The sequence below is a fragment of the Planctomycetaceae bacterium genome (genome assembly GCA_039680605.1).
Taxonomy (GTDB): Bacteria; Planctomycetota; Phycisphaerae; order SM23-33; family SM23-33; genus JAJFUU01.
In genome coordinates, this window is the sequence record JBDKTA010000048.1 from 88157 (window position 1) to 111244 (window position 23088).

18 protein-coding genes are annotated in these 23088 nt (G+C 65.1%); 8 read left to right on the forward strand and 10 right to left on the reverse strand.

Features of this window, described 5'->3' with window-relative positions:
* The first annotated feature begins 46 nt into the window (after window positions 1-46).
* The 4 genes from ABFD92_14755 (at window position 47) to ABFD92_14770 (ending at window position 3320) form a co-directional block, all read left to right on the forward strand.
* Window positions 47-1048: a radical SAM protein gene (locus ABFD92_14755; protein ID MEN6505797.1), complete on the forward strand. Its 1002-nt coding sequence runs from the start codon at window positions 47-49 to the stop codon at window positions 1046-1048.
* A 174-nt stretch (window positions 1049-1222) separates the two neighbouring features.
* The gene (locus tag ABFD92_14760) at window positions 1223-2410 is read left to right on the forward strand and encodes a serine/threonine-protein kinase (GenBank protein ID MEN6505798.1); all 1188 of its coding nucleotides are present in this window, start codon (window positions 1223-1225) and stop codon (window positions 2408-2410) included.
* Between the two features lie 66 nt (window positions 2411-2476).
* Window positions 2477-2836 (forward strand): STAS domain-containing protein, encoded by a 360-nt coding sequence (locus tag ABFD92_14765; protein MEN6505799.1) that lies wholly within the window; start codon window positions 2477-2479, stop codon window positions 2834-2836.
* Between the two features lie 58 nt (window positions 2837-2894).
* Window positions 2895-3320, forward strand: a complete 426-nt coding sequence (locus tag ABFD92_14770; GenBank protein ID MEN6505800.1) for an ATP-binding protein — start codon at window positions 2895-2897, stop codon at window positions 3318-3320.
* A 65-nt stretch (window positions 3321-3385) separates the two neighbouring features.
* Here ABFD92_14770 and rpmB read toward each other — a convergent pair whose 3' ends face one another.
* Both rpmB and fusA read right to left on the reverse strand, forming a co-directional pair.
* On the reverse strand, window positions 3386-3640 hold the full coding sequence (gene rpmB, locus ABFD92_14775) for a 50S ribosomal protein L28 (protein MEN6505801.1): 255 nt from the start codon (window positions 3638-3640) through the stop codon (window positions 3386-3388).
* Window positions 3641-3791: 151 nt separating this feature from the next.
* On the reverse strand, window positions 3792-5840 hold the full coding sequence (fusA, locus tag ABFD92_14780; GenBank protein MEN6505802.1) for an elongation factor G: 2049 nt from the start codon (window positions 5838-5840) through the stop codon (window positions 3792-3794).
* Window positions 5841-6220: 380 nt separating this feature from the next.
* On the opposite strand from fusA, the gene ABFD92_14785 reads away from it, so the two are divergent.
* The 4 genes from ABFD92_14785 to ABFD92_14800 all read left to right on the forward strand — a co-directional run bounded on the left by ABFD92_14785 (window position 6221) and on the right by ABFD92_14800 (window position 13185).
* Window positions 6221-6865, forward strand: a complete 645-nt coding sequence (locus ABFD92_14785) for a DUF502 domain-containing protein (GenBank protein ID MEN6505803.1) — start codon at window positions 6221-6223, stop codon at window positions 6863-6865.
* Window positions 6862-7839, forward strand: a complete 978-nt coding sequence (galE, locus tag ABFD92_14790) for a UDP-glucose 4-epimerase GalE (GenBank protein MEN6505804.1) — start codon at window positions 6862-6864, stop codon at window positions 7837-7839. Before ABFD92_14785 ends, galE begins: the two co-directional genes overlap by 4 nt.
* Window positions 7840-8042: 203 nt before the next feature.
* Complete coding sequence (gene mfd, locus ABFD92_14795) at window positions 8043-11579, forward strand: transcription-repair coupling factor (GenBank protein MEN6505805.1); 3537 nt, start codon at window positions 8043-8045, stop codon at window positions 11577-11579.
* 157 nt (window positions 11580-11736) lie between these two features.
* The gene (locus ABFD92_14800; protein ID MEN6505806.1) at window positions 11737-13185 is read left to right on the forward strand and encodes a peptidyl-prolyl cis-trans isomerase; all 1449 of its coding nucleotides are present in this window, start codon (window positions 11737-11739) and stop codon (window positions 13183-13185) included.
* Between the two features lie 22 nt (window positions 13186-13207).
* Here ABFD92_14800 and ABFD92_14805 read toward each other — a convergent pair whose 3' ends face one another.
* The 8 genes from ABFD92_14805 to ABFD92_14840 form a co-directional block, all read right to left on the reverse strand.
* Window positions 13208-14260 carry a Gfo/Idh/MocA family oxidoreductase gene (locus ABFD92_14805; GenBank protein ID MEN6505807.1) on the reverse strand — a complete coding sequence of 351 codons (1053 nt, stop codon included), beginning with the start codon at window positions 14258-14260 and terminating at the stop codon, window positions 13208-13210.
* Window positions 14257-15141 (reverse strand): hypothetical protein, encoded by an 885-nt coding sequence (locus ABFD92_14810; GenBank protein ID MEN6505808.1) that lies wholly within the window; start codon window positions 15139-15141, stop codon window positions 14257-14259. The genes ABFD92_14805 and ABFD92_14810 overlap by 4 nt, the downstream gene beginning before the upstream one ends.
* Complete coding sequence (locus ABFD92_14815) at window positions 15134-15904, reverse strand: hypothetical protein (protein MEN6505809.1); 771 nt, start codon at window positions 15902-15904, stop codon at window positions 15134-15136. The genes ABFD92_14810 and ABFD92_14815 overlap by 8 nt, the downstream gene beginning before the upstream one ends.
* A 144-nt stretch (window positions 15905-16048) precedes the next feature.
* A complete protein-coding gene (gene lpxC / locus ABFD92_14820) occupies window positions 16049-17362 on the reverse strand; it encodes a UDP-3-O-acyl-N-acetylglucosamine deacetylase (GenBank protein MEN6505810.1) in 1314 nt (437 codons plus the stop codon).
* Entirely contained in the window at window positions 17340-18383 is a 1044-nt protein-coding gene (gene lpxD / locus ABFD92_14825) for a UDP-3-O-(3-hydroxymyristoyl)glucosamine N-acyltransferase (GenBank protein MEN6505811.1), read from the reverse strand. Before lpxD ends, lpxC begins: the two co-directional genes overlap by 23 nt.
* Window positions 18384-18393: 10 nt before the next feature.
* Complete coding sequence (locus tag ABFD92_14830; protein MEN6505812.1) at window positions 18394-19002, reverse strand: OmpH family outer membrane protein; 609 nt, start codon at window positions 19000-19002, stop codon at window positions 18394-18396.
* Window positions 19003-19041: 39 nt separating this feature from the next.
* On the reverse strand, window positions 19042-21336 hold the full coding sequence (gene bamA / locus ABFD92_14835) for an outer membrane protein assembly factor BamA (protein ID MEN6505813.1): 2295 nt from the start codon (window positions 21334-21336) through the stop codon (window positions 19042-19044).
* Between the two features lie 335 nt (window positions 21337-21671).
* On the reverse strand, window positions 21672-23006 hold the full coding sequence (locus ABFD92_14840) for a replication-associated recombination protein A (GenBank protein MEN6505814.1): 1335 nt from the start codon (window positions 23004-23006) through the stop codon (window positions 21672-21674).
* Window positions 23007-23088: the final 82 nt, after the last annotated feature.

Sequence of the window (23088 nt, forward strand, 5' to 3'; positions counted from 1 at the left end):
ATTGTATCCGCTCACGTGCGCTGCGGCAAAGCGTTACAATGGCGCCATGCCCCGCGTCGATCGAAGCCGACCCATGCCCGTCAAGTACTGGTCCTCGGCAGGACTGGTCTTGACGTACAACTGCACCGCCGCCTGTGCGTCGTGTTACCTCGGGTGCTCGCCGCGGGGCGATGAATCCATCGACGTCGAGACGGCGCTGGAACACTGGCGGCAGTTGGCCGCCGCGTCGCCGCACCGATGCCGGATCCACCTCACCGGCGGCGAACCGTTCACCGATTGGCCCGGGCTGATCGACCTGTGCCGCCGCGCCCAGCGCGAGGCACTGCGCCCGCTGGAGAAGGTAGAGACCAACGCGTCGTGGGCGCAGGATGAAGCGGTGGTGGCCCAGCGGGTGCGGGAACTGGACGAGGCGGGCATGGAAACGCTGGCGATCTCGGCCGACCCGTACCACCAGCAGTTCGTGCCCATCGAGCGCTGCCGCCTGGCTGCGCGTGTGGCCGCGGCGCTGCTGGGGCCTGCCCGCGTGCAGGTGCGGTGGCGCGACTGGCTCGATGACGGATTCGACACCGCGCCGATGAGCGGCGCGGACCGGGTGAAACTTTTCGCCCGCTATGCCGCCGGCGGGCGCGATCGCCTCAGCGGCCGTGCCGCCGCCTCGCTCGCCGCCCATCTGCCGCTCAGGGATTTCTCGGAATTTGCCGATAAACCCTGCAGTGAAATGTTGCTGCGAGGCCGCGGCGTACACGTGGACCCCCGCGGGCGAATCATGCCCGGAACGTGCGCGGGACTCGTGCTTGGAGTCATCGGCCCCCACGCCACCGTCAGCGATATCTGGCATGCCTTGGCGCAGGAGTTGCCCGACAGGGCGGTTCTGTCGCGGTTGTGCCGCGGCGGTCCGGAAGAACTGGCGCGGTACGCGATGGACCTGGGATTTATCCCGCGGCAAGGGTACTGCAGCAAGTGCCATCTGTGCTGGGACGTGCGAGCGTTCCTGCACGCCCGAGGCGCGGGGGAGTTGGAGCCCGCATGGATGTACGACGTGATATAATGCAACACAGGAATTACAGTTGCGACTTGACGCAAGGCACGGTAGCACGTATATGAGCCTTTTCCTTTTGAGTCTCCGGCGCGGTTTCCGCCAGGATGGCGCGACCCGCCTGAGCATGTCCGGGAAAGTGTGATTATGACGCAGCACGGCGATAAAGGCCGGTCCGATGGTTCCATGGACACCGAACTGAGCCGGTTGGTGGTCGAGCGGAATCTGGCGACGACGGAGGAACTGCAGCATTGCCTCAGCCGCCAGACGTCTGACAAAAATATGACGTTGGCCGACGTGCTGATCAACGAGGGCGTCGTCACGCGCCGCCAGATTGACCGCCTCAAGCAGAGCATCGAAGACCGGCGCCGCCAGCAGATCCCCGGCTACCAGTTGCTCGATAAACTCGGCGCCGGGGCGATGGCGACCGTCTTCCGGGCCAAGCAGCTCAGCCTCGACCGCATGGTGGCCGTCAAGGTGCTGCCCCGCAAGCTCTCCGAGAACGCCGAATACGTCGAGCGGTTCTATCGCGAGGGCAAAGCCGCCGCCCGCCTCAACCACCCCAACATCGTCCAGGCCTTCGACGTCGGCGAGAACGCCGGATATCACTACTTCGTCATGGAGTACGTCGAGGGGCACACCCTGTGGGACGAGCTGGCCTCGGGCAAGGTCTTCTCCGAAGCCGAAGCGCTCAAGGTCATCATCCAGATCGCCCGCGCGCTGGAGCACGCGCACAAGCAGGGGCTCATTCACCGCGACGTCAAGCCCAAGAATATCATGGTCACCCCAGACGGTACGTGCAAGCTGGCCGACATGGGACTGGCCCGCCAGGCCGCCGATGAGAAAATCGCCGTCGAGGAAGCCGGAAGGGCCTTTGGCACGCCGTATTACATCAGCCCCGAGCAGATCCGCGGCGAGGCCAATATCGACTTCCGCGCCGACATCTACTCCCTCGGCGCCACCCTCTACCACCTGCTGACCGGGCAGGTCCCCTTTGAAGCCCCCACGCCCCTGGCCGTCATGCAGAAGCACCTGAAGGAAGACCTGATTCCTCCCGACCACATCAATGCGGGCCTCTCTGCCGGCATCGGCGAGGTCGTCGAGGTCATGATGGCCAAGGACCGCAAACGACGCTATGCCTCAACAACCGACTTGCTGCTGGACCTGGAAGCCATCGCCGCGGGCGAAGCCCCGCTCCAGGCCCGCAAGCAGATCGACGCCGACCTGCTGACCGCCCTGGACCAGCGGGAGGACGCCGCGGCCGAAAAGACCGTCGAGGTCGCCGCGCCCAACAATCTGCTGGTGTACCTGATAATCGCTTTGGCGGCTCTGGCGGTGAGCCTGATCGTCAACATCATCCTGGCCGTGACCTGAGCTTGCGGCAAGGTTGACACGATGGTCTGGGATACGTAGGATTCGACGCAACCCAAGGAGTTGGACATGCGGGAAGTGAGCCCCCGGCTGAGCGTAACGAAGGACGGCGACGTCACGGTCGTCGTGTTGACCGATCGCAAGATTCTCGACGAGGTCAACATCATGCAGATCGGCGAGCAGTTGAACGCCCTGGCCGTTGCGGCGACCACGCCGCGCATGGTGCTGGACTTCGTCAATGTCGCCCACATGTCCAGCAGCGCCCTGGGCGTGTTGATCACCCTCAACAAACGCGTCCGAGAACGCAAGGGTGAACTGCGACTGTGCAACATTCAGCCGGCGATCTACGAGATCTTCGTCATCACGCGGCTGAACGAGATCTTCCAGATCAGCGCCTCGCGGCAGGAGGCGGTCGACTCGCTGAAATAATAGGTGAACGCGGCCTTTCCCAGGCTGCGTGAGATCAGGGGCACACAGGCCGGAACCTGTGACCACGAGGGCAAGTGGGATATTGAAAGACCACTGGACCATACCGTCGGACGTTAAGGCCGCCAGAGATATCGGGCGCAGCATCATGGATGCCGTCGCCCGCCTCGGGTACAGCGAGCGGCTGAGCTTCGCCATTCGCCTGGCCTTGGAGGAGGGGCTCGTCAACGCCATCCACCACGGAAACCGCCACGATCCGGACAAGCACGTCGAGGTGGAGTTCGTCGGAAACCGCAAGCAGATTCAGATCACCATTACCGATCAGGGGCAGGGGTTCGACCCCGCCGGCGTGCCCGACCCCACCGCCGATGAGAATCTCGAAAAACCCACCGGGCGCGGAATCATGCTCATGCACGCCTACATGGACGAAGTGCATTATGCCAGCCGCGGCAGGCAAGTCGTCATGAAGAAGCTCAATCGAGACTGAAGAGGTCCGCGGCGCCGGCGGGGATGCCAGCGCCGGGACCTTCGCGTTTGTTGTGGCGGCGCTTCTTACGCTTCGGGCGTGTAGTCGCGGACGGGGGGCTTGACGATCAGGCCCATGCGGATGGCCTTGGCGGCCACATTGATGCGCGTCACCTTGCCGTCGACGACTGCACGGACGCGCTGGATGTTGGCCTTGAAGGTGCGCTTGGTCTTTCCAGTGACCTTGCGGCCGACGCCGCCGAGATATTTCGCTTTACCGCGTCGGGTGTAGGTTCGCCCGGTGCGGGTTTTCTTTCCAGTCATGGGGCATTGGCGAGGCATCGTATATTCCTATCGTCTGTAATTCGTTCAGCAGAATCGCCCAGTTTAGCGGCCGGCCGTAAAAACGCAAGGCCAAAAAACGGATGGATGAATGATTGGATGGTTGCAGGGATGGCAGTACATCCGTTCATCCACTCATCCATCCTCGATGTTATTTTTCTTTGTCTTCTTCCTTTGCGGCCTTTGCGGCGGCGGCGATCTGGGCCTGAACGTTTCCGGGGACCGGTTCGTAGTGGCTCAGTTCCATGGTGTAGCTGCCCTGCCCGCCGGTGACGGAGCGGAGCTGGCTGTTGTACTGGAGCACTTCGGCCAGCGGCGCCTGGGCCTTGACGACGCACATGTTGCCCGGCAGCATATCCTGCCCGAGGATGCGTCCGCGGCGGCCCGACAGGTCGCTGGCGATGTCGCCCATGTAGTTGGCGGGGATCGAAATTTCCATGTTCACAAACGGCTCGAGCAGGGCGGGCTTGGCCTTTTCGATCGCATCGATGAAGGCGTACTTGCCGGCCGTGCGGAACGCGATTTCCTTGGAGTCCACTGGATGGTACTTGCCGTCGTAGACGGACACGCGCACGTCGCGCAGCGGGAATCCGGCGATGGGGCCGGCCTCGAGCACGTCGCGCACGCCTTTTTCGATGGCGGGCAGGTACTGGCGCGGGATCGACTCGCCGAAAAGGTCGTTGACGAACTCGAAGCCTGTCCCGCGCTCCATCGGCTCGATGCGCAAGTACACCTCGCCGAACTGGCCCGACCCGCCGGTCTGCTTCTTGTGGCGGTGGTGGCCTTCGGCTTTGCCGGTGACGGTTTCGAGATAGGGGATCTTGGGCGGCTTGGTGTCTACGGCCAGGTCGAACCGCTGCTTCATCTTGCTCAGCATGATGCGCAGGTGCAGGTCGCCGATGCCGGAGATGACCATTTCGTTGGTCTGGTTATCGCGGTGGTAGACGAAGGTGTGGTCTTCCTCGGCCAGCTTGTGCAGCGAGCCGGAGATCTTCTGCTCGTCGCCGCGGCTCTTGGGCGTCACGGCCAGCGAGTACATCGGCGTGGGCGAGGGCATGAGGCCGCGATACATCGGCGCGGGGTCGGCGTGCAGCACGTCGCCGGTGCCGATGTCTTCGACCTTGGCCAGGGCGATCAGGTCGCCGGCCACGGCCTTGGGGACGTCGACGGTGGCCTTGCCCTGCAGCTTGTACAGGTGGGAGACCTTGGCAGTCTTCTTGTCGTCGCGGAGGTGGTAGAGCGATTCGGGCGTCATGGTGCCCTGGAGCACGCGGATCCACGCCAGCTTGCCCACGAACGGGTCGGTGGTGATCTTGAAGGTGTGGGCGATCAGCGGCTTGGACGCATCGGCGGCGAAGGGCACTTCCGGCGCGTCGGCCTCTGGACCGCTGCGGACGGGCAGACCCTTGACGTCGGCGGGCGAGGGGAAGAAATTGGCCACAGCGTCCATGAACGCCGCCACGCCGATTTCATCCTTGGCGGCCGTGAAGAGGATCGGCATGACCGCGTGCTGGACCATCGCCGTCACCAGGGCGGTGGCGAGCTTCTCGGGGGGGATCTGCTCGCCGCCGAGGTAGGCTTCCATAAGCTGCTCGTCGACTTCGATGATGTCTTCCATCAACTTTGTGCGGAAGTCGGCCACGTCGCCCAGGTCGGAGGCGCCCTTGTCATTCACAAAGCAGTCGATAATCTGCTTGCCGCCGCCGGCGGGGAGGTTCATGGGCTTGCACTGGCCGCCGAAGGTCTCGGTGATGGCTTCCATCAGCCGCGGAAGGTCGACGTTTTCGGCGTCGATCTTGTTGATGACCATGGCGATGGGCATGCCGGCTTCTTTGGCCAGCTTGAACATGCGGCGGGTGTTGACTTCAATGCCGGCCGACGCCGAGATCACGATGACGGCGATGTCGCTGCCGCTGGCGGCGCTGATGGCCCCGCCGATAAAGTCCGGGTAGCCCGGGGCGTCGACGATGTTGAGCGTTTTGCCGGCATGATCGAGATACGCCACGGCCGGGTCTACCGAGTGCTTGCGCTCTTTCTCGATGTCGGTGAAGTCGAGGTGCGTCGTGCCGTCGTCGACCGTGCCGAGGCGGCCGGTGACCTTGGCGGCATGGAGCATGGCTTCGGCCAGAGTGGTCTTGCCGGCCCCGCCGTGTCCCAGCAACGCGACATTACGAATATCTTGTGGCTTTGAAACGGGCATTAGTGCTCTCCACAGCAGTGTTAGGGAACAGTCCAATATAACGGATGCGCTGCGGCGAGCAAGCCCGGAATTGCGGATTTTGGATTTCGCGTACGCCCCGGGGTCCTGGCTATAGCCGCTGAGGTCGCTGAGGACGCTGAGGAAGAAGAACATAAAGCCCAAACCAACAGCAATGAAGAAGAAACCGACGACGAGGACGAGGACGAGGACGAGGACGAAAGATTTGCCTCGCAGTGCGGGGGTTCTTCTTCTCATTTCCTCAGCGACCTCAGCGGCTATCAACGACCTCAAATCCGAAATCGCTTGTTTCAGCCTGTGGCTTGCCGCAATACAATGCTCGCAATCCGAGTAAAGACTTGGGTATGGACAGGGAGTGAGCAATGCAGAGGCAACTGAGAATCCTGTTGGCCGGGGTGGTGGTGGTGGCGCCGCTGGCGGCGACGGCGTGGGTGGTCTGGTCGTTGGGGGCCTGGCTGGAAGGCATGGGCCGAACGCTGCTGCCGAAGATCTTTCCGGGCATCATCCTGCTGCCGGGCGTGGGGGCCGGCGTGGTCATCGTGCTGGTGTACCTCGTCGGGCTGCTGACGCACTTCTACATGTTCAACGCCCTGCTGTCGCGCCTGGACCAGTTGCTGACGCGCGTTCCGGGCATCAAGACCATCTACGAGTCGGTGCGCGACCTGCTCAAGCTTTTCGGGCGAGGCTCTGAACGCATGGGGCGCGTGGTCCGCTGGCGCGTGCCGGGGACGGAGATGACCGCCCTGGGCGTGCTGACCAACGAGAAACCCGCCGGCGCCGGCCCCGACGGGGGCAACAAGGTCGCCGTGTACCTGCCCTTCAGCTACATGTTCGGCGGCATGACGGTCTTTGTGCCCCAGGACCACCTCGAAGCCGTCGACATGCCCGTGGAAGAGGCCCTCAAACTCTGCGCCACCGCACAGGTCTCCAGCACCCAGGCGAAGGTTGAAGAACCCACCGCTATTGAAAAGAAGATCGAGCACGCAAAGAGGACCGGCGAGATATGAATGTTCTGCTGACAGGCGGAGCCGGATACATCGGCTCACATGTATTGCGGGCCCTCAAAACTGCCGGCCATGCCTGCGTCATCGTCGACAATCTTGTCAACGGAAACGCCGCTGCCGTGGCGGGCGAGACGCTGATCGAGGCCGATATCGCCGATGGAGCGGCCCTGCGCCGCGCGATGCGCGAGCACCGCGTCGAGGCGGTCATCCACCTTGCGGCGTTCATCGAGGCGGGCGAATCGGTGGGCAATCCGGGCAAGTATTTTCAGAACAACACGCTCATCGGGCTGACGCTGCTGGAGGCGATGCGCGACTGCGACGTCAATCGCCTGGTGTTCAGCTCGACGGCCGCTGTGTACGGGACGCCCGACCGCGTGCCGATCGTCGAGAGCGACCCGCTGCGCCCGATCAATCCGTACGGGGCCAGCAAGCTCTGCGTCGAGTTGATGCTGCAGGGCTACGCGGCTGCGTATGGGATGGGCTTCGTGGCGCTGCGGTATTTCAATGTGGCCGGGGCCGACCCCGCCGGCGACATTGGCGAGGCCCACCGCAGCGAAACACACCTGATCCCGCTGGTGCTGCAGACGGCCCTGGGGCGGCGCGAGCAGATCGGCATCTTCGGCGACGACTACGACACGCCCGACGGCACGTGCATCCGCGACTATATCCACGTCTGCGACCTTGCGGCCGCGCACGTGCTGGCCGCCGGCGCCATCGAGGGCGGCGCAGTGAAAGTCTACAACCTGGGTAACGGCGAAGGCTTCTCTGTCAAGCAGGTGATCGACACCTGCCGGCGCGTGACGGGCAAACCCATCGCCGCTCTCGTCAGCCCGCGCCGCCCCGGCGACCCGTCGCGCCTGGTGGCCTCAAGCGCCGCGGCGATGGCGGAACTTGGCTGGAAGCCGCAATACCCCGCCCTGGAGACGATCGTGCAGGACGCCTGGCGGTGGCACAGCCGCCATCCGGCAGGTTACTGACGTATATAAGATGATGGTATGTACAACCAGGGACTCTGAGAGACACGCAGGCGGGATTACGCGTTCCGCCGGCTTGTAACGCTGCGCCTATGGAGTGCGGCAGCCGTAGCTGCCGCTTTAGAAGCTTTTCTGTGGCTGGACAACTCCAAAAGCGGCAGCTAGGGCTGCCGCACTCCATAGGACCGCCGCTTGCGCTTTGCTCGATGCTGAATCGCGTACTGGACAACCCGACTCTCCGAAATGCCGCCCGAGCCCTTACTCCCGGCGCGGCGGTGCATCTCTCGGGCGTGTGGGGTTCAGCCGCCGCTCTCGTGGCCGCGGCCGTCGGACGAATCACCGGCCGGTGCGTGCTGTTCATTACTCCGCACATGGACGCCGCCGACGGCGTGGCTGACGACCTGGAGGTATTTCTCCGGCCGGGTGGGACTGAAACAGCGGGGACAGTCCAAAACGCCTCGCCGCGCCCGGGCGGGAAAGGCGGGACAGTCACAGACAACGTGACAGTCCCTATTTTCCCACCGTGGGATGTCGAGTTGGGTCCGTCGCAGCGCGTCGCCGCCGTCAGTGCCGAAGTGACCGGCGAGCGCCTGCGGCTGTGCAATCTGCTTAGCCAAGCTTCGGAGCTGCGCGACGAACCGGTCCAGTACATCGTCGCGCCGGTGATGGCGCTGCTGCAGCCGGTGCCGACGCCGGCCGCCCTTGCCGCCAGCCGGTTGGAGCTTCGCAAGGGCACGACGCTCGACCCCGAGGCGCTGGCGGCGTGGCTCGTCGAGGCCGGTTACGATCGCGTCGATCAGGTCGACCAGCAGGCCGAGTTCGCCCGGCGCGGCGGTATTGTGGACATCTTCCCGCCGGGCTCGCCATACGCCATTCGCGTGGAGTTCTTCGGCGATGAAGTCGAGTCGGTCCGGCGTTTCGACCTGGACAGCCTGCGCAGCAGCGACCAGATCGCCGGCTACGACTTGGCGGGAATAAGTTGGGACGCTCACCACTTTTCGGGCTCCAGCAACAATGATAATGGCGCTCGGGCGACACATGCGGAGGAGCAAAAAAGTGGTAAGCGTCCCAACTTATTGACGACGCACCTGTTGGACTATCTGCCGGGCGATGCCATCATCTGCATGCTCGATCCGTCTGAAGTGCTTGACGTGGCGGCCGAGATCTACGACCGTGTGCGGAGTGACGAGGCGGCCGCCCACGCTCCCGACGCGCTGCATCATCCTGACGTGCTGACGGCGGCCATGGGGCGGCTGTGCCGGCTGGACATGCACCCCTTCCGCCCGCGCGGCGGAATAAGTTGGGACGCTCACGACTTTTCATCCATCCAACAGGATGAGCCATCGGGGCAGAATGAACCTTGCGTTGACAAGAGTTCTTCGGTGTTGGGGAAAAGTGGTAAGCGTCCCAACTTATTCGAACTGGGCGCCCGCTCGCTGCAGCGATTGTCGACCAACGTGCCCGAGGCGATGGCGGAACTGGGCCAGATCGCCAAGGCCGCCGACCTGTTCGTCTATTGCGAGAATGCGGCTGAGCAGAAGCACTTCGCTCAGATGCTCGCGGCGGAGCATCCGGACCTTGCAGCAAAAGTTCACACGGGCATCGGCCACGTGCAAACGGGGTTCCACTGGCCCGCGCAAAGGCTCGCGGTGGTCGGCCATCACGAGATCTTCCACCGCTACGCGGTGCGGCGGCGCATCGCCGCGGTGCGAACCGGCCGGCCGATCGATTCGCTGCTGGACCTGCAGACCGGCGACCACGTCGTACACGTGGCGCACGGGATCGCGAAGTTCCAGGGCCTTCAAAAGCTCCAGCGCGATGGGCGCGCCGAGGAGTACCTGCGACTGGAGTTCGCGGACAAGGCCGTGCTGCACGTGCCGGCCGCCCAGATCAACCTGGTGCAGAAGTACATCGGCTCGCGAGGCAAGAAGCCCACGCTCTCCAAGCTCGGCGGGGCGTCGTGGAGCCGCCAGAAGGCCCGCGTCGGCGAGGCGGTGGCGGACCTGGCCGCCGAGATGCTGCGCATCCAGGCGATGCGCGCCGCCAGCCCCGGCGTGTCATACCCAGCCGCCACCGAGATGCAGGAGCAGTTCGCCGGCGAGTTCATCTACACCGAGACCGAAGACCAGCTCACCAGCATGGACGACATCCATCGCGACATGGCCGCCCCCCGTCCGATGGACCGCCTGCTCTGCGGCGATGTGGGATTCGGCAAGACCGAACTGGCGATGCGCGCCGCATTCAAGGCTGTCGAGGCCGGCAAGCAGGTCGCGGTGCTCGTGCCGACGACTGTGCTGGCCGATCAGCACTACAACACCTTCCGCGAGCGCTTGGCGGACTATCCCATCAGCGTGGATGTGATCAGCCGCTTCCGCACCGGCTCTGAGCAGAACGACATCGTCAAGCGGCTGGCGCTGCGGCAGATCGACATCCTCATCGGCACGCACCGCCTGCTGTCCAAAGATATCCGCTTTGCGGACCTGGGGCTGGTGGTCATCGACGAGGAGCAGCGGTTCGGCGTCGAGCACAAGGATCAGCTCAAGAGCGTGCGGACCACGCTGGACGTGCTGACGATGACAGCCACCCCCATCCCGCGAACGCTGCACATGGCGCTGCTGGGCCTGCGCGACATCAGCTCGCTGTCGACCGCTCCGATGGACCGCCGGGCGATCCACACGGAGGTCTGCCAGTACGACGAGAACCTCATCCGCTTCGCCATCACGCGCGAGCTCAACCGCCACGGGCAGGTGTTCTTCGTGCATAATCGGGTGCAGGACATCGGTCCGCTGGCGCATCGCATCGGCCAGCTCGTGCCCGACGCCCGCATCTGCATCGCCCACGGGCAGATGAGCGGCGCCGAGCTCGAAGAGGCCATGCTCAAGTTCGTCCGCCAGGAGATCGACGTGCTGGTTTGCACGACGATCATCGAGTCGGGCCTGGACATTCCCAGCGCCAACACGATCATCATCCACAACGCCGACCGCTTCGGCCTCTCCGAGCTCCACCAGCTCCGCGGGCGCGTCGGGCGATACAAACACCGCGCGTACTGCTACCTGCTGCTGCCCGAGCACCGCTCGCTCTCGCCCGTGGCCGCCAAGCGGCTCAAGGCCATCGAAGACTTCTCGGACCTGGGCGCCGGCTTCCAGATTGCCATGCGCGATCTGGAGATTCGCGGCGCGGGCAACATCCTGGGCCCCCAGCAGAGCGGGCACATCGCCGCCGTGGGGTACGAGCTGTACTGCCAACTGCTCGAACAGGCCGTGCGGCAGATGCGGGGTGAGTCCCCGCCGCAGCCGCCGACGGTACACGTTGAGCTGGGCGTCGAGGCGCTGATCCCGCGGTCGTACATCGCCGCCGACCGCCAGCGAATGGAGGTCTATCGCCGCATGGCCCGCTGCGCAGAGGTGGCCGAGCTCGAACAGTTGACGCGGGACCTCGGCGACGCGTATGGCCGACCGCCCGCGGCGGTCGAGGCACTGCTGGCGGCCGTTGAGATTCGCCTGCACGCCCAGCGGCTCAAGATCGAGAGCATCATCCGCCGCGACAAGGATATCGTTTTCACCATCCGGGACATGAAGGTCTTTCAGCCGGCGATGAAGGGGGCGCAAGGTTCCGTCCGCGTCGTCGACGACCATACCGTCTACTGGCGTCCGCCGCCGGCGTACCTGGAAGAACGCTCGCTCCTGCGGGCCCTGGTACGGCGGTTGGGGGGAAAGAAACAGATCCTAGATCCTCGGTCCTAGATCCTGGGGTTTCTGATCCATTCCCACGGTACTTCCCGTTAGCGGGGGAGCTTGCTCCGCGTGTTCTCCAGATACCGCAAAGATCAAGCGAATCCTCCCTCCTCTTAGGATCTAGGACCTAGGATCGAGGACCTGTTTTGGGTATCATATATTGCTCGTGAGAACCGCCAGAAACATCCTGCTATTGGCCTTGGCCGCCGTCAGCGGCTGCGAGATGCCCTCGTCGTGGCCGAACTGGGGCGGGGCGCGGCAGGACGAGACGCCCGTCACGCCGCCGCATCACCAGGCGGTGCTTAGACCCTCCGACGGCATGGTCATGCCCGGCGACACGAGTCCGGCGGGAACGGCCGCCACCCGCCCGGCGGGGCAGGGGGCCAGGCCCTTCGATCAACCGCTTCCGGCCGAACCGGTTCTCCGCACGGACGCCGACCGACCGGCGTTTGCCAACGTGCCCGACGACGACGCGCCGGCCATCGGTAAAGCGGACAGCCGCCCCAAGAGCCTCGAGCTGGAATCGATCGACATCGGCGAGACGCTGGTGGTTCCTCAGACGCAGCCGGCGACGACGACGGGCGCCTCGGCCAGCCAGCCCGGGCGGGTCATCAGCAATGAAGTGGTGGCCGCCTCGATGGTCCAGGTCAACGACAAGTTCGTGACGATCGATGACGTCATGCGGGGCATTGGTCCGCACATGAAGCGCCTGCCGTCGGGTCTGGGCGAAGCGGAGTTTCGAGGGCGGGCGGTCAAGTTCATTGAAGACGAGATTCGCCACCAGGTCACGCAGCAGCTCGTGCTGGGCGAGGCCAAGAACCGCCTCACTGACGAGCAGAAAGCCCACATCGACGCCGAAATGGACGACACGCTGCGCGACATGATCGCCACGCTCGGGCAGGGCAGCAAGAAGAAGCTTGAGGAGGAAGTCCTCGCCCAGGGCGCCGAGTTGAAAGACGTGCTGGCCGAGCAGCGGCGCCAGCTGACCATCCGCCTTTACCTGCGCAGCCGCTTCACCGCGGCGATCAACATCACGCAGAAGATGCTGTGGAGTCACTACCAGTCGCACAAAAACGAATTCCGCACGCCCCGGAAAGTGCAGATGCAGACCATCTGCATTCCCTGGACGACAGGCCTGGACCCGCGAGCCACCGCCGCCGCGGTGCAGGCGGCCAAGGAGCGGGCCCGGCGCGACATCGCCGCGGCCGCCCACGAGATCGCCATCGGCGGCGATTTTGCCGACGCGGCCAAGCGATATTCCAAGGACACGCGCGCGGCCTCGGGGGGGACGTGGGACCTCATGACCGAGGGCAACTTCAAAGAGCGCAAGGTCGAAGAGGCGGCGTTCAAGCTCGCCGTTAACCATATCGCCGGGCCCATCGAGACCGACGAAGCGTTCTATCTCGTCAAGTGCCGCCGGATCGAGCCGGCCAGGACGATGGAGTTCGTCGACGCCCAGGAGCAGATCGACAACAAGCTGCGCGAGCAGCAGTTTGAGGCGGCTACCGAAGAGTACTTCCGCTCGCTGCTCAAAGACGCCACGATCGTTCAGAAGGCCGAGTTCATGCAGATGGCCCTGGACTACGCGGCCCGCGCGTACTTCAGCAAGAAGTAGAAGCCGGCTTCAAACCTTCGGGCTAGTCCTTCCGGATGATATCCAGTCCCTGGCGCTGGGAATTGGGACCGTCCCACTTGTAACTCTTGATCGACTCGACGATGCGTTTGGCCACGCGGATGGCGGCGAGTCCTTCTTCGGCCGAGACCTGCGGGGGGGCCTGTCCGGCGACGGTGCGGCAGAACGATTTGGCCTGGCTGGCCAGCGGTTCGGTCGAGTCGTCGACGACGAGCTCTTCGACCGTCAGCAGCTTGGTGTAGTCGACCTGCTGGGCCAGTTCGGCGACGTCTTCGACGTCGAGGTCGCGGGCCATCTGGATCAGGTCAAGGTTCTTGGACTTCTCGATGACGATGCCGACCTTCTTGGCGTAGTCGACCGAGAGGTAGGCTTCTTCGGAGAAGATGCGCATCTTGCGTTCGGTCTTGATGGCCAGCCGGCTGGCGGTGATGTTGGCGACGCATCCGTTGGCGAAGATCAGCCGCGCGTTGCAGATGTCTTCATGGGCGCCGATGACGTTGACGCCGACCGCATGCACCGTGTCGACCTCGTCGGTGCCGGCCACCATCAGCACCAGGTCGATGTCATGGATCATCATGTCCAGCACGACGCCCACGTCTGCCGAGCGGAACGTGAAGGGGCTGATGCGGTGGGCCTCGATGAACTTGGGCTTGATGGTGTGCTTCCGCATGGCCACGACAGCCGGGTTGAACCGCTCGGTGTGCCCGACCTGCATCTTGGCGCCGCTCTTTTTGGCCAGGGCGATCATCTCCTCGCCCTCGGCGGGGTCCAGCGCCAGGGGCTTCTCGATGAGCACCGACTTGCCCGCCTCCAGGAACGGACGCGCCGCCGCCAGGTGGGCGGAGGTTGGCACGGCGATAATCGCCGCGTCGGCGATCTTGACCGCTTCGGCCGCGTCGGTCAGGGCCGGGCAGTTGCGCTGTTTGCCCAGGGCGTTGGCGGCCGCGGCGTTGGAGTCGACCACGCAGGCCAGGACGGCTTCCGGGGTTTCGCTGATGACTCGGGCGTGCAGCTTGCCCATGCGTCCACACCCGACAACGGCAATACGAACACTCACGATTGCGTTCTCCTGATAACGGCCTGCAACTCAGGCGGCAGGTACTGCAGCGCCTCGGGCGGGGCCGTGCCGCGATACGACTCGCGGCAGCGCCCGTAAAGGCCCTGCAGGCTCCGAAGGCAGAAGCGGCACAACTCGGCGGCCGCTCCTTCGACCCCAATATTAACGAGTTGCTCGATCTTTGTCTGTAGCGCAGCTTCGTCTTCGAACAGATCTCGCAGCGCCTCGCGCAGTTCGGACTCTTCCCAATGGCCGAGCTTGGCGGCGCGGATGCCTTCGTCGTGGGCGCCGACGACGGCGGGGGAGCCTTGCCAGTCGTAATTGTCCGCCGCGAAGACGGCAAAAGGCGGCACGTCGCGCCGCACCGGGGTGCAGCGCCTCACGCGGGCGTGCGACCCGACGGTGACATAATGATGCACGCCGCAGCGCTGCTCGACGACTGCGCCGCTGCAGATGTGGATGTGCCCGGCCAGCAGCACGTCGGCGCCCAGAACCGTCCGGTCGTCGACATAGCAGTCATGGGCGACGTGGCAGCCGTCATGCAGCACATTGTCGCTGCCGATGCGCGTCAGGTACCCGCCGAACTCCGTGCCCGTATGCACCGTGACGAACCGCCCCAGGCGGTTGCGATGGCCGACGATCAACCGCGTGGGCCCGCCGGCGTACTTGAGGTCCTGCGGCGGTCCGCCCAGCACGCAGCCCTCGGCGATGTCATTGTCGCTGCCGATGGTGGTGCAGCCGCTGACGGTGGTGCGAGACCCTAGCCGCGTCCGCGGACCCACCACGGCGTTAGGCCCGACCACGCAGAATGGGCCGATCACGGCGCCGGCGGCGATCTGCGCCGACGGGGCGATCTCGCGCATGACGGCCAGGTTATCCATGGTTGCCTGCGGGAGGCTCGGCGCCCGCCAGCGCCTCGGCCAGTCGCCGAACGTGGGGGTTCAGGTCTGCCGCGGCGAGCATCCGCTCGAGCACGGCCGCCTCGGGCGCCGTGCCGTCGGCGGCGTAAAGTTCGCGAACGGCCGCCTTGAGGGCGCGGATGTCTTCGGCCTCGAAGCCGCAGCGTTCGAGATTGTTGGTGTTGATGCCCCGCACGCGCAGGGGCATGCCCTGCAGCATGACGAACGGCGGCGCGTCGCGGACCACCTGCACGAAGGCGGCCACGAACGCATACGCGCCGACCCGCACGCCCTCGCCGATGAGGGCGAACCCGCTGGTGCGAACGTACGACTCGACGTGGCAGCGCTCGCCGAACTGCGTGGCGTTGGCGAAGATGCCGTGGTCGTCGATTGTCGCCCCCGCGCCGACGCGGCAGCCGACCATCAGCAGATTGTCCTGCCCGATCCGCGTGGCACGCTCAAACCCGCCGCAGACCACGGCGTGCTCGCGAAGCACCGTATCGTCGCCGATGTAGCACAGTCCGCCTGCGCGGGCGCCGTCCTCGGTGGCCCCGATCACGCATTGAGGCCCCACGCGGCAACGCTGAGCCAGGATCGACATGCCCGAAATAGCCGTATTGTTCTCAATGACGCATCCCGGACCGATAATCACCTGCCGGCCGATGGTGCAAAACGGCCCGATGTGCGCGTCGTCGGCGATCTGAGCGCCGTCCTCGACAATGGTTTTGGGAGAGATATTGGGCATAGACGCACTACAGTAGACACCAATCCGCCCCCGGGAACAAGAGAGGGATTATAGCTCCGGGGGGCGAGTCTCCGGGGGACTGCAAGTCGCCGAGGTGATCTTTCCTGCTTACGCGCGGAGCAAGCGCTAACAGAAATCGCAAGATCACACCGGTTGGGCGTCGATGAGCATGAACTTGATTTCGGCTTCGCAGGCCAGTTCGCCGGCGACAGTGATCTTGCAGCGGCAGTGGCCGGTTCGGGGGCGCACGTGGAGGCTTTCGGCTTCGATGAGAAGCTGGTCGCCCGGGCGCACGGCGCGGCGCATCTTGACGGCGTCGAGGCTCAGCAGCACGGCCATCTTTCCGGCGCTTTCGACCTGGCGGCAGAGCAGGATGCCCGAAAGCTGGGCCATCGCCTCCAGCAACAGCACGCCGGGCATGATGGGCTGGTTGGGGTAGTGCCCCTGGAAGAACGGTTCATTGATGGTGACGTTCTTGATCGCGACGGCGCGGCGGTTTCCGTCGAGTTCAAGCACCCGGTCGATCATCAGAAACGGGTAGCGGTGGGGCAGCAGCTTCATCACGGCCCGGATGTCCATCGCGGGCTGCCCGACCAGCTTGGCGGCGGTGGCCTGGTGGACGATCTCCTCGCGCAGCTTGCGGACGAGGGCATGGTTGAGGCTGTGCCCGCTGCGGCTGGCGACCAGGCGTCCCCGCAAAGGCCTTCCCAGCAGGGCCATGTCGCCGATGAGGTCGGCGACCTTATGGCGGACCAGTTCGTCGCTGAAGCGCAGCGTGTTGTCGATAGGTCCGTCGGGCCCGACGACCACCACGTCGCGCGGCGAGAGGTGCTTACCGACGCCGGCGGCGAGCATCTGGTCGGCCTCGGCGCGCAGCAGAAAGGTGCGTGCGGGGGCGAGTTGGGCGGCGAAATCGTCCTGGTCGACGCGGAAACCGTACACCTGTCGCCCGATGGCCGGGCAGATCGGCCCGTAGTCCATATCGAAGAGGATGTCCAGGCAGTCCGGCGAGCCGGGCAGGGCGGTCAGGCTGGCGGAGCCCTGCGTCACGGTCAGCGGCTGCGAGACCACGAACGCATCGAGCGGCGCCTGCTGCTCGACCAGCCCCGCGCCCGCCAAGGCGGCGGTGTAGGGGGCCGCCGAGGAATCCGGCGCGGGGGTCTCGTCCGCCGAGGCCTCGATGATCAGATTGTCGATCCCCAGCCCGGCGGCGGCGGCCAGCACGTGCTCGACCGTCTGCACCTGCGCATCGCCTGCCGACAGCGAGGTCCGCCGCGGCTGAGCCAGCAGGTTCTCGATGACCGCGGGAATCTGAACCGCGCCATGGTCCCCGCGGCGCACGAAGATGACGCCCGTGTTCTCAGGGGCCGGCAGGAAAGTCAGCGTGGAGGCGACCCCGCTGAACAGCGCGGCCCCTTCCACCACGGCGGGATGATCAATCGTTCTTTGGCGCCTCACGGGTGTCCAGCCTCGTCTCGATCTGCCCGACGCGCTTGACCAGGTCGGGCAACTTTTTCATCGCCAGCACCTGGCGAAAATTCTCTTTGATCTGCTGGGCGGGTATGCCCGAGACGATCTCGCCGTCCGCGATGTCGGAGGCGATGGCGGCAAAGGCGGCGCACTGCACGCCGTTGCCGACGCGCACGTGGTCCTTGACGCCGACGTTCCCGGCCAGCACCACGTACTGTCCCAGCTCGGCGCTGCCGGCGACGCCGCAGTGCCCGCAGAGGATGCACCCGGCCCCGACGCGCACGTTGTGGGCGATGAGCACCTGGCTGTCGATGCGAGCGCCGCGGGCGATCACCGTGCTGCCGAACTTCGCCCGGTCGACGTTGCACAGCGGACCGATATGCACGTCGTCCTCGATCACGACGTTACCAGCGTGCGGGATGGGCACGTGACGGCCGTCTTTGAGATAGTATCCAAAGCCCGCCCGCCCGATGACGCTGTTGGCCCCGATGCGAACGTCGCGCCCGATGACGCACTCGTGCATCACCACGACGCCGTGTTCCAGCAGGGCGCCTTGGCCCACTTGAGCGTCGCGTTCGACGCAGACGTGGGCGCAGAGCACCGCGCCGCCGGCGATCACCGCCCGCGCGCCGACGACTACGAAAGGCCCGATGGCCGCCTCGGGCGAGACCACCGCGTCGGGCGCTATCACGGCACTTTCGTCTACGCCGACCGGGGGAAGGTCTGCCGGCGTGGCCAACGAGCCCAGCAGCACGGCCATGGCCTCTTCGACGTTGGGCACCACCACCAGCGGCATGGCAAGGCCGTCCATGGGTTTGGTGACCAGTGCGGCGGCGGCCTTGCTGTTGACCAGCGAGGCGGCGTGCTTGTCGTTGATGGCGAAGGTGAGGTCGCCGTCCCCGGCGGCGGCGATGGAAGCGATGGAGCGGATGGTTCGGCTGCCATCGCCGGCGAGGGTTCCGCCGACGAGCTCGGCCAGGGCGGCGACGGTCATTTCCAGTGTAGCCATATCGGGCTCGTCAGGGCTGGGCGCTGCGGGCGTAGGACTCGTTGAGGTACTTCACGACGCTATCGGTCAGGTCGATGGCGGCGCTGTTGTACAGGACCTTTCGCTCTCGCATGATCTGGAGGATCTGGGCGGTGGTCTGGGTCTTGGGCGGGTCGCCTTCGCGGTGCAGGACCAGGTCGATGCCGCGCGCCTTGGCCACGGCGGCGACGGCCTTGTTGACGTCCTCATACATCGACCGCGTCAGCGAGGCGTGCGTTCGGGTGACGAGGTTGTCCTGGAACTGCAGCCACGCCTGAAGCTCGACGGACTCCTTCTGGTAAACGCCGAAGGCTTTTTCCGCCTCGGGGCTGTCGGCCGCGAAGGACTCGTACTCGGTCTTGAGGGTGTCGATCTTGGCGGTGCGGGCCTTCCGCTGCGCCTCGACCGCCTGGCGTCGCTCCTCCATCTTGGTGGATTCTTTCCTGGCCCGCTCGTAGTGGGCGAAGACGGTGCTGACGTCGCACACCGCCACGCGCGTCAGGGGCGTTGCGGCGCCCTGCTGGGCGTTGAGGCTGCCCAGGAGGAAGCCGACCGCCGCCAGGGCCGCCACGATCATCAGCATCAGAGGGAATCGTTTCATCAAGCACCTCACTGTCGCAGGGTGGGCGGGGCGCTGCGATCAGAACGTCGCGCCCACGCTAAAGCTGAGAATCTGAGTGTCATCGTCGTCACCCTTGAGGATGGGGAAGGCCACGTCCAGGCTCAGGGGCACCGGCCCGAGCATCGGGACGACCCATCGCAGCCCGGTGCCGATCGACGCGCGGTAGTCCGAGAACCCGAAATCCGAGGTGACGGTTCCGGTGTCGAGGAACACCACGCCTCGCAGGTTTTTGCCGACGATCGGGAAGGAATATTCCGTGCCGGCGAAGAACATGAAGTCGCCGCCGATGGGGTCGTCGCCGTTGCTGCCGCGCGGGCTGATCCCGCGGTACTTGAACCCGCGGATCGACCCGATGCCGCCGCCGTAGTACCGCTCGAAGAACGGCGCGTCGCCAAGGATCTGCCCGGCCGAAACGCGGCTGGCCAGAATGTGCTTGCGGTCCAGCGCGTCGGTGGCCAGCGTGTGATAGTAGTGATACTCGCCTTCGAGCTTTCCGAACGTGCTGGTTCCGAAGACCTGTTCGTAGCTCACTTCCAGGCGGTCGCCCTTGGAGGGCAGCCAGCGGCTGTCTGTCCGGTCGCGAATCAGCGTCGGCTTGATGCCCACCAGCGAATGCCAGCCCTCCTCGTCGCGAATTTCCCGCGAGACGTCGGTGCTGACGTCGGAGATGTCGACGGCCTCGATGCGAGCCGCCACCTGTCCGAACCAGTGTCCGATGAACTTGTGCCCCAGCGTCATGAGCCCGCCGACGCGCGTCTCGTCCCAATCCTCGCGTTGGCGCGTCCAGGCGAACATGCGGGCGCCCAGCGAGTAGGGCTGGTCGAAGAGGTACGGCTCGAACCAGTCGACGTAGAACCGCATCATCTCCGTGCCCGGCTCGGCCACGATGCTCAACGTTTGGCCGGCGCCGCGGAACCCCTTGGCCGGGGCGAAGAGGTCGAAGTTTCGCTGCGTGAAGGAAATGTTGCCCAGCAGCCCGGCGTTGGTGCTGACGCCCACGCCCACCAGGAACTGCGCCGTGCGCCCTTCCTTGACGACGATGTTGGTGTCTTTGACGCCCTTGACGTTGGTGGCGACGGGCTCGATCTCAACCTTCTCGAACAGCCGCGTCTCTTCCAGGCGGTTCTTCGATTCCTTGACGGCTGTGCTGTTGAAAATCTGCTCGGGGAAGAATCGCAGCTCGCGGCGGATGATGCGTCCCTGGGTGATGTTGTTGCCGCGGATGTTGATCTGCCCGATGCGGTACTGGTCTTTCTCGACGATGGTGAAGACGACGTTGAGGACGGCGGGCTTGGCGGCGCCCTCGTCGATGCCCATCGCCCAGGCCGGGACCGGCGCCGTCGGGGCCAGGAACTGGCGGCTGGCCCGCACCTGGGCCTCGATGTAGCCCACCTCGCCGTAGGTGTCCTGGACGTTCTGGACGGACTGCTTGAGCCTCTCGGCGGTGAAGAACGAGCCCTGGCTGAGGGAGATCCGCCCGGCCAACTGCTCGTTGGAGATGACGGTGTTGCCCTTGAAGATCACCTCGTTGACGCGGTAGCGCGGGCCTTCCTTCATGATGAACCGGACGGCGACCTGGGTCTTGTCGAACGAGAACTCGAGCTCGCGTCCGGCTTCGGCGTCCAGGAATCCCTCGTCGCGGTAGAAATTTCTAAGAGCCGTTACGTCCTGGGCGAGCTGGTCGGTGTCCAGAAAGCCCGGGAAGATCGGCCAAAAGCGCTTGCGCGTCGAGATCTTCTGACCGAGGATCAGCCCCGAGTAATGCTCGTTGCCGACGAACTCGACCTTGTTGATCGTGACGCGCGGACCTTCGACGATCTTGTAAACGGCCCGTTTTTCCTTCTCCAATGCCGCGTGATCCACCGTTACGCTGGCGAAGTAGTAGCCGCTGGAGCGATACTTGTTCAGCATCGCTTCCTGACCGGCCTGTACCGAGGCGACGTTGAGCGGAGCCGAGGCCCCGAACGGAAGCACGCCGGTGAGCTGCTCTTCGGTAAACTCCTTGTTGCCGACGATCTGCACGCGCGAGACCAGCGGACGCTCCTGGACGATATACGTCACGATCACGCCGCGGTCGGTTTGCGTCTTGGTAGCCACGACCGAAGTGAACTGCCCCGTCTCCAGCAGCGCTTGCTTGTCGCTGCGGACCAGGTCGTCGCTGTACGGTTGCCCCAGACCGGTCTTGACGTGTGCCAGCACCGCCTCGGCCGTCATGCGCCGGTTGCCCTCGACGCGCACGTCGATGACCTTGTCGCGACCGTTCTGGGCCTGGGCATGGCTGCAGAACCCCAGCATGACCGCTATGGCAAGCATGCAGGCCCGCGATATCCGATTGCATCGGTTGATTGCGTACACCGTGTTACCCCGATCCGGGGGCGTCCCTGCCGGCCTTCCATTCGTTCGCGTGAGCAACAATGCCTCAAACCGGCGATACTCCATATCACAGCCGGCTCAAGTCAGGAACAATACAAGCCCGCCCAGGCAATGTCAACGTGGTAGCGGAGGAATTATCCGACGGTCCGGAAATCTTTAGGAAATCTGGAGAAAATATTCTCTTTTTCCGTGCCAGGACACCCGTCCATTAGCGGTCGAGCTTGCTCGACGCGGTTGCTCGCATCCTCAGAAACCGCGCGGAGCAAGCTCCGCCGCTAACCTTTTTCCCGCAGCTTCTTCGCCCATTCCAGGTACGCGGCGATGTGCTTCTCGTACCCGCGGTCGGTGGGCTGGTAGTACGTTCGGTCGACGCCGAGGTAATCCTGGTCGGGGCTGATCCCGCCGGCGAAGTCGTGGCTGTACTGGTACCCCTCGGCGTTGCCCAGTTGCTCGCGCATCCCCGGGTGCGGGGCGTTGCGCAGGTGACGCGGCACCGGAAGCGTCCGCCCGGTGCGGACGTCGTCCGTCGCCGCCGAGATCGCCTTGTACGAGGCGTTGCTCTTGGGGGCCGTGGCCATGTAGATCGCCGCCTGCGCCAGCGTGAGCTGGCACTCGGGCATGCCGATGCGCTCGACAATGGCGTACGCGCTGGCCGCGACGGTGATCGCCCGCGGGTCGGCGTTGCCGATGTCTTCGCTGGCCAGGATGCTGATCCGTCGGGCGATGAACCGCGGGTCTTCGCCGGCCGTCAGCATCCGGGCCAGCCAGTACACCGCCGCGTCGGGGTCGCTGCCGCGCATCGACTTGATGAACGCGCTGATGGCGTCGTAGTGCATGTCGCCGGTGCGGTCGTACTGGATTGCCTTTTGCTGGATCGACTCCTGGGCGACGGCCATGTCGAAGGCGACGGGCTTATCGCTGCCGGTGTGCGTGACCTGGCTCATCACCCCGACCTCCAACGCCGTCAGCGCCCGGCGGGCGTCGCCGTCGGAGATCTTCGCCAGGTGCGCCAGGGCCTCGTCGGTGGCCTGGACGTTGATGGCGCCCAGGCCGCGATCGTCGTCGGCCAGCGCCCGCCGCAGCAGGGCGGCGATCTGCTCTTCGCCCAGCGGTTTGAACTCGAAGACCGTCGAGCGGGATAGCAGCGGCGAGTTGATGGTGAAGAACGGGTTTTCCGTCGTGGCGCCGATGAGGATGATGACGCCGTTCTCGACGTCGTTGAGCAGCACGTCCTGCTGCGCCCGGTTGAACCGGTGCAGTTCGTCGATGAACAGCACCGTCCGGCGACCGCCCGACCCCAGCCGCACGCGGGCCTGCTCGATCACCTCGCGCACGTCCTTGACCGACGCCGACGCCCCGTTGAGCTCGTGAAACGCCGCCGAGCAGTGGTCGGCGATCACCCGCGCCAGCGTCGTCTTGCCCGAGCCGGGCGGGCCGAAGAACACCAAGCTGCTCAACCGGTCGGCCGCCAGCATCCGCCGAAGCATCTTGCCCTCGCCCAGGAAGTCTTCCTGCCCGAGGATCTCGTCAAGAGTCCGCGGCCGCATGCGCACCGCCAATGGCGCGTTAGCCGCAATGGCCGCCTCTTCGGTTTGCCTGAGCAGATCCATACTCACAATTCTACCGCAAAGCAGCGGACGCGGACAGTATCCGTCGGGCGCTTGTTTGAGGAGTGTTCAAAAATGACATACG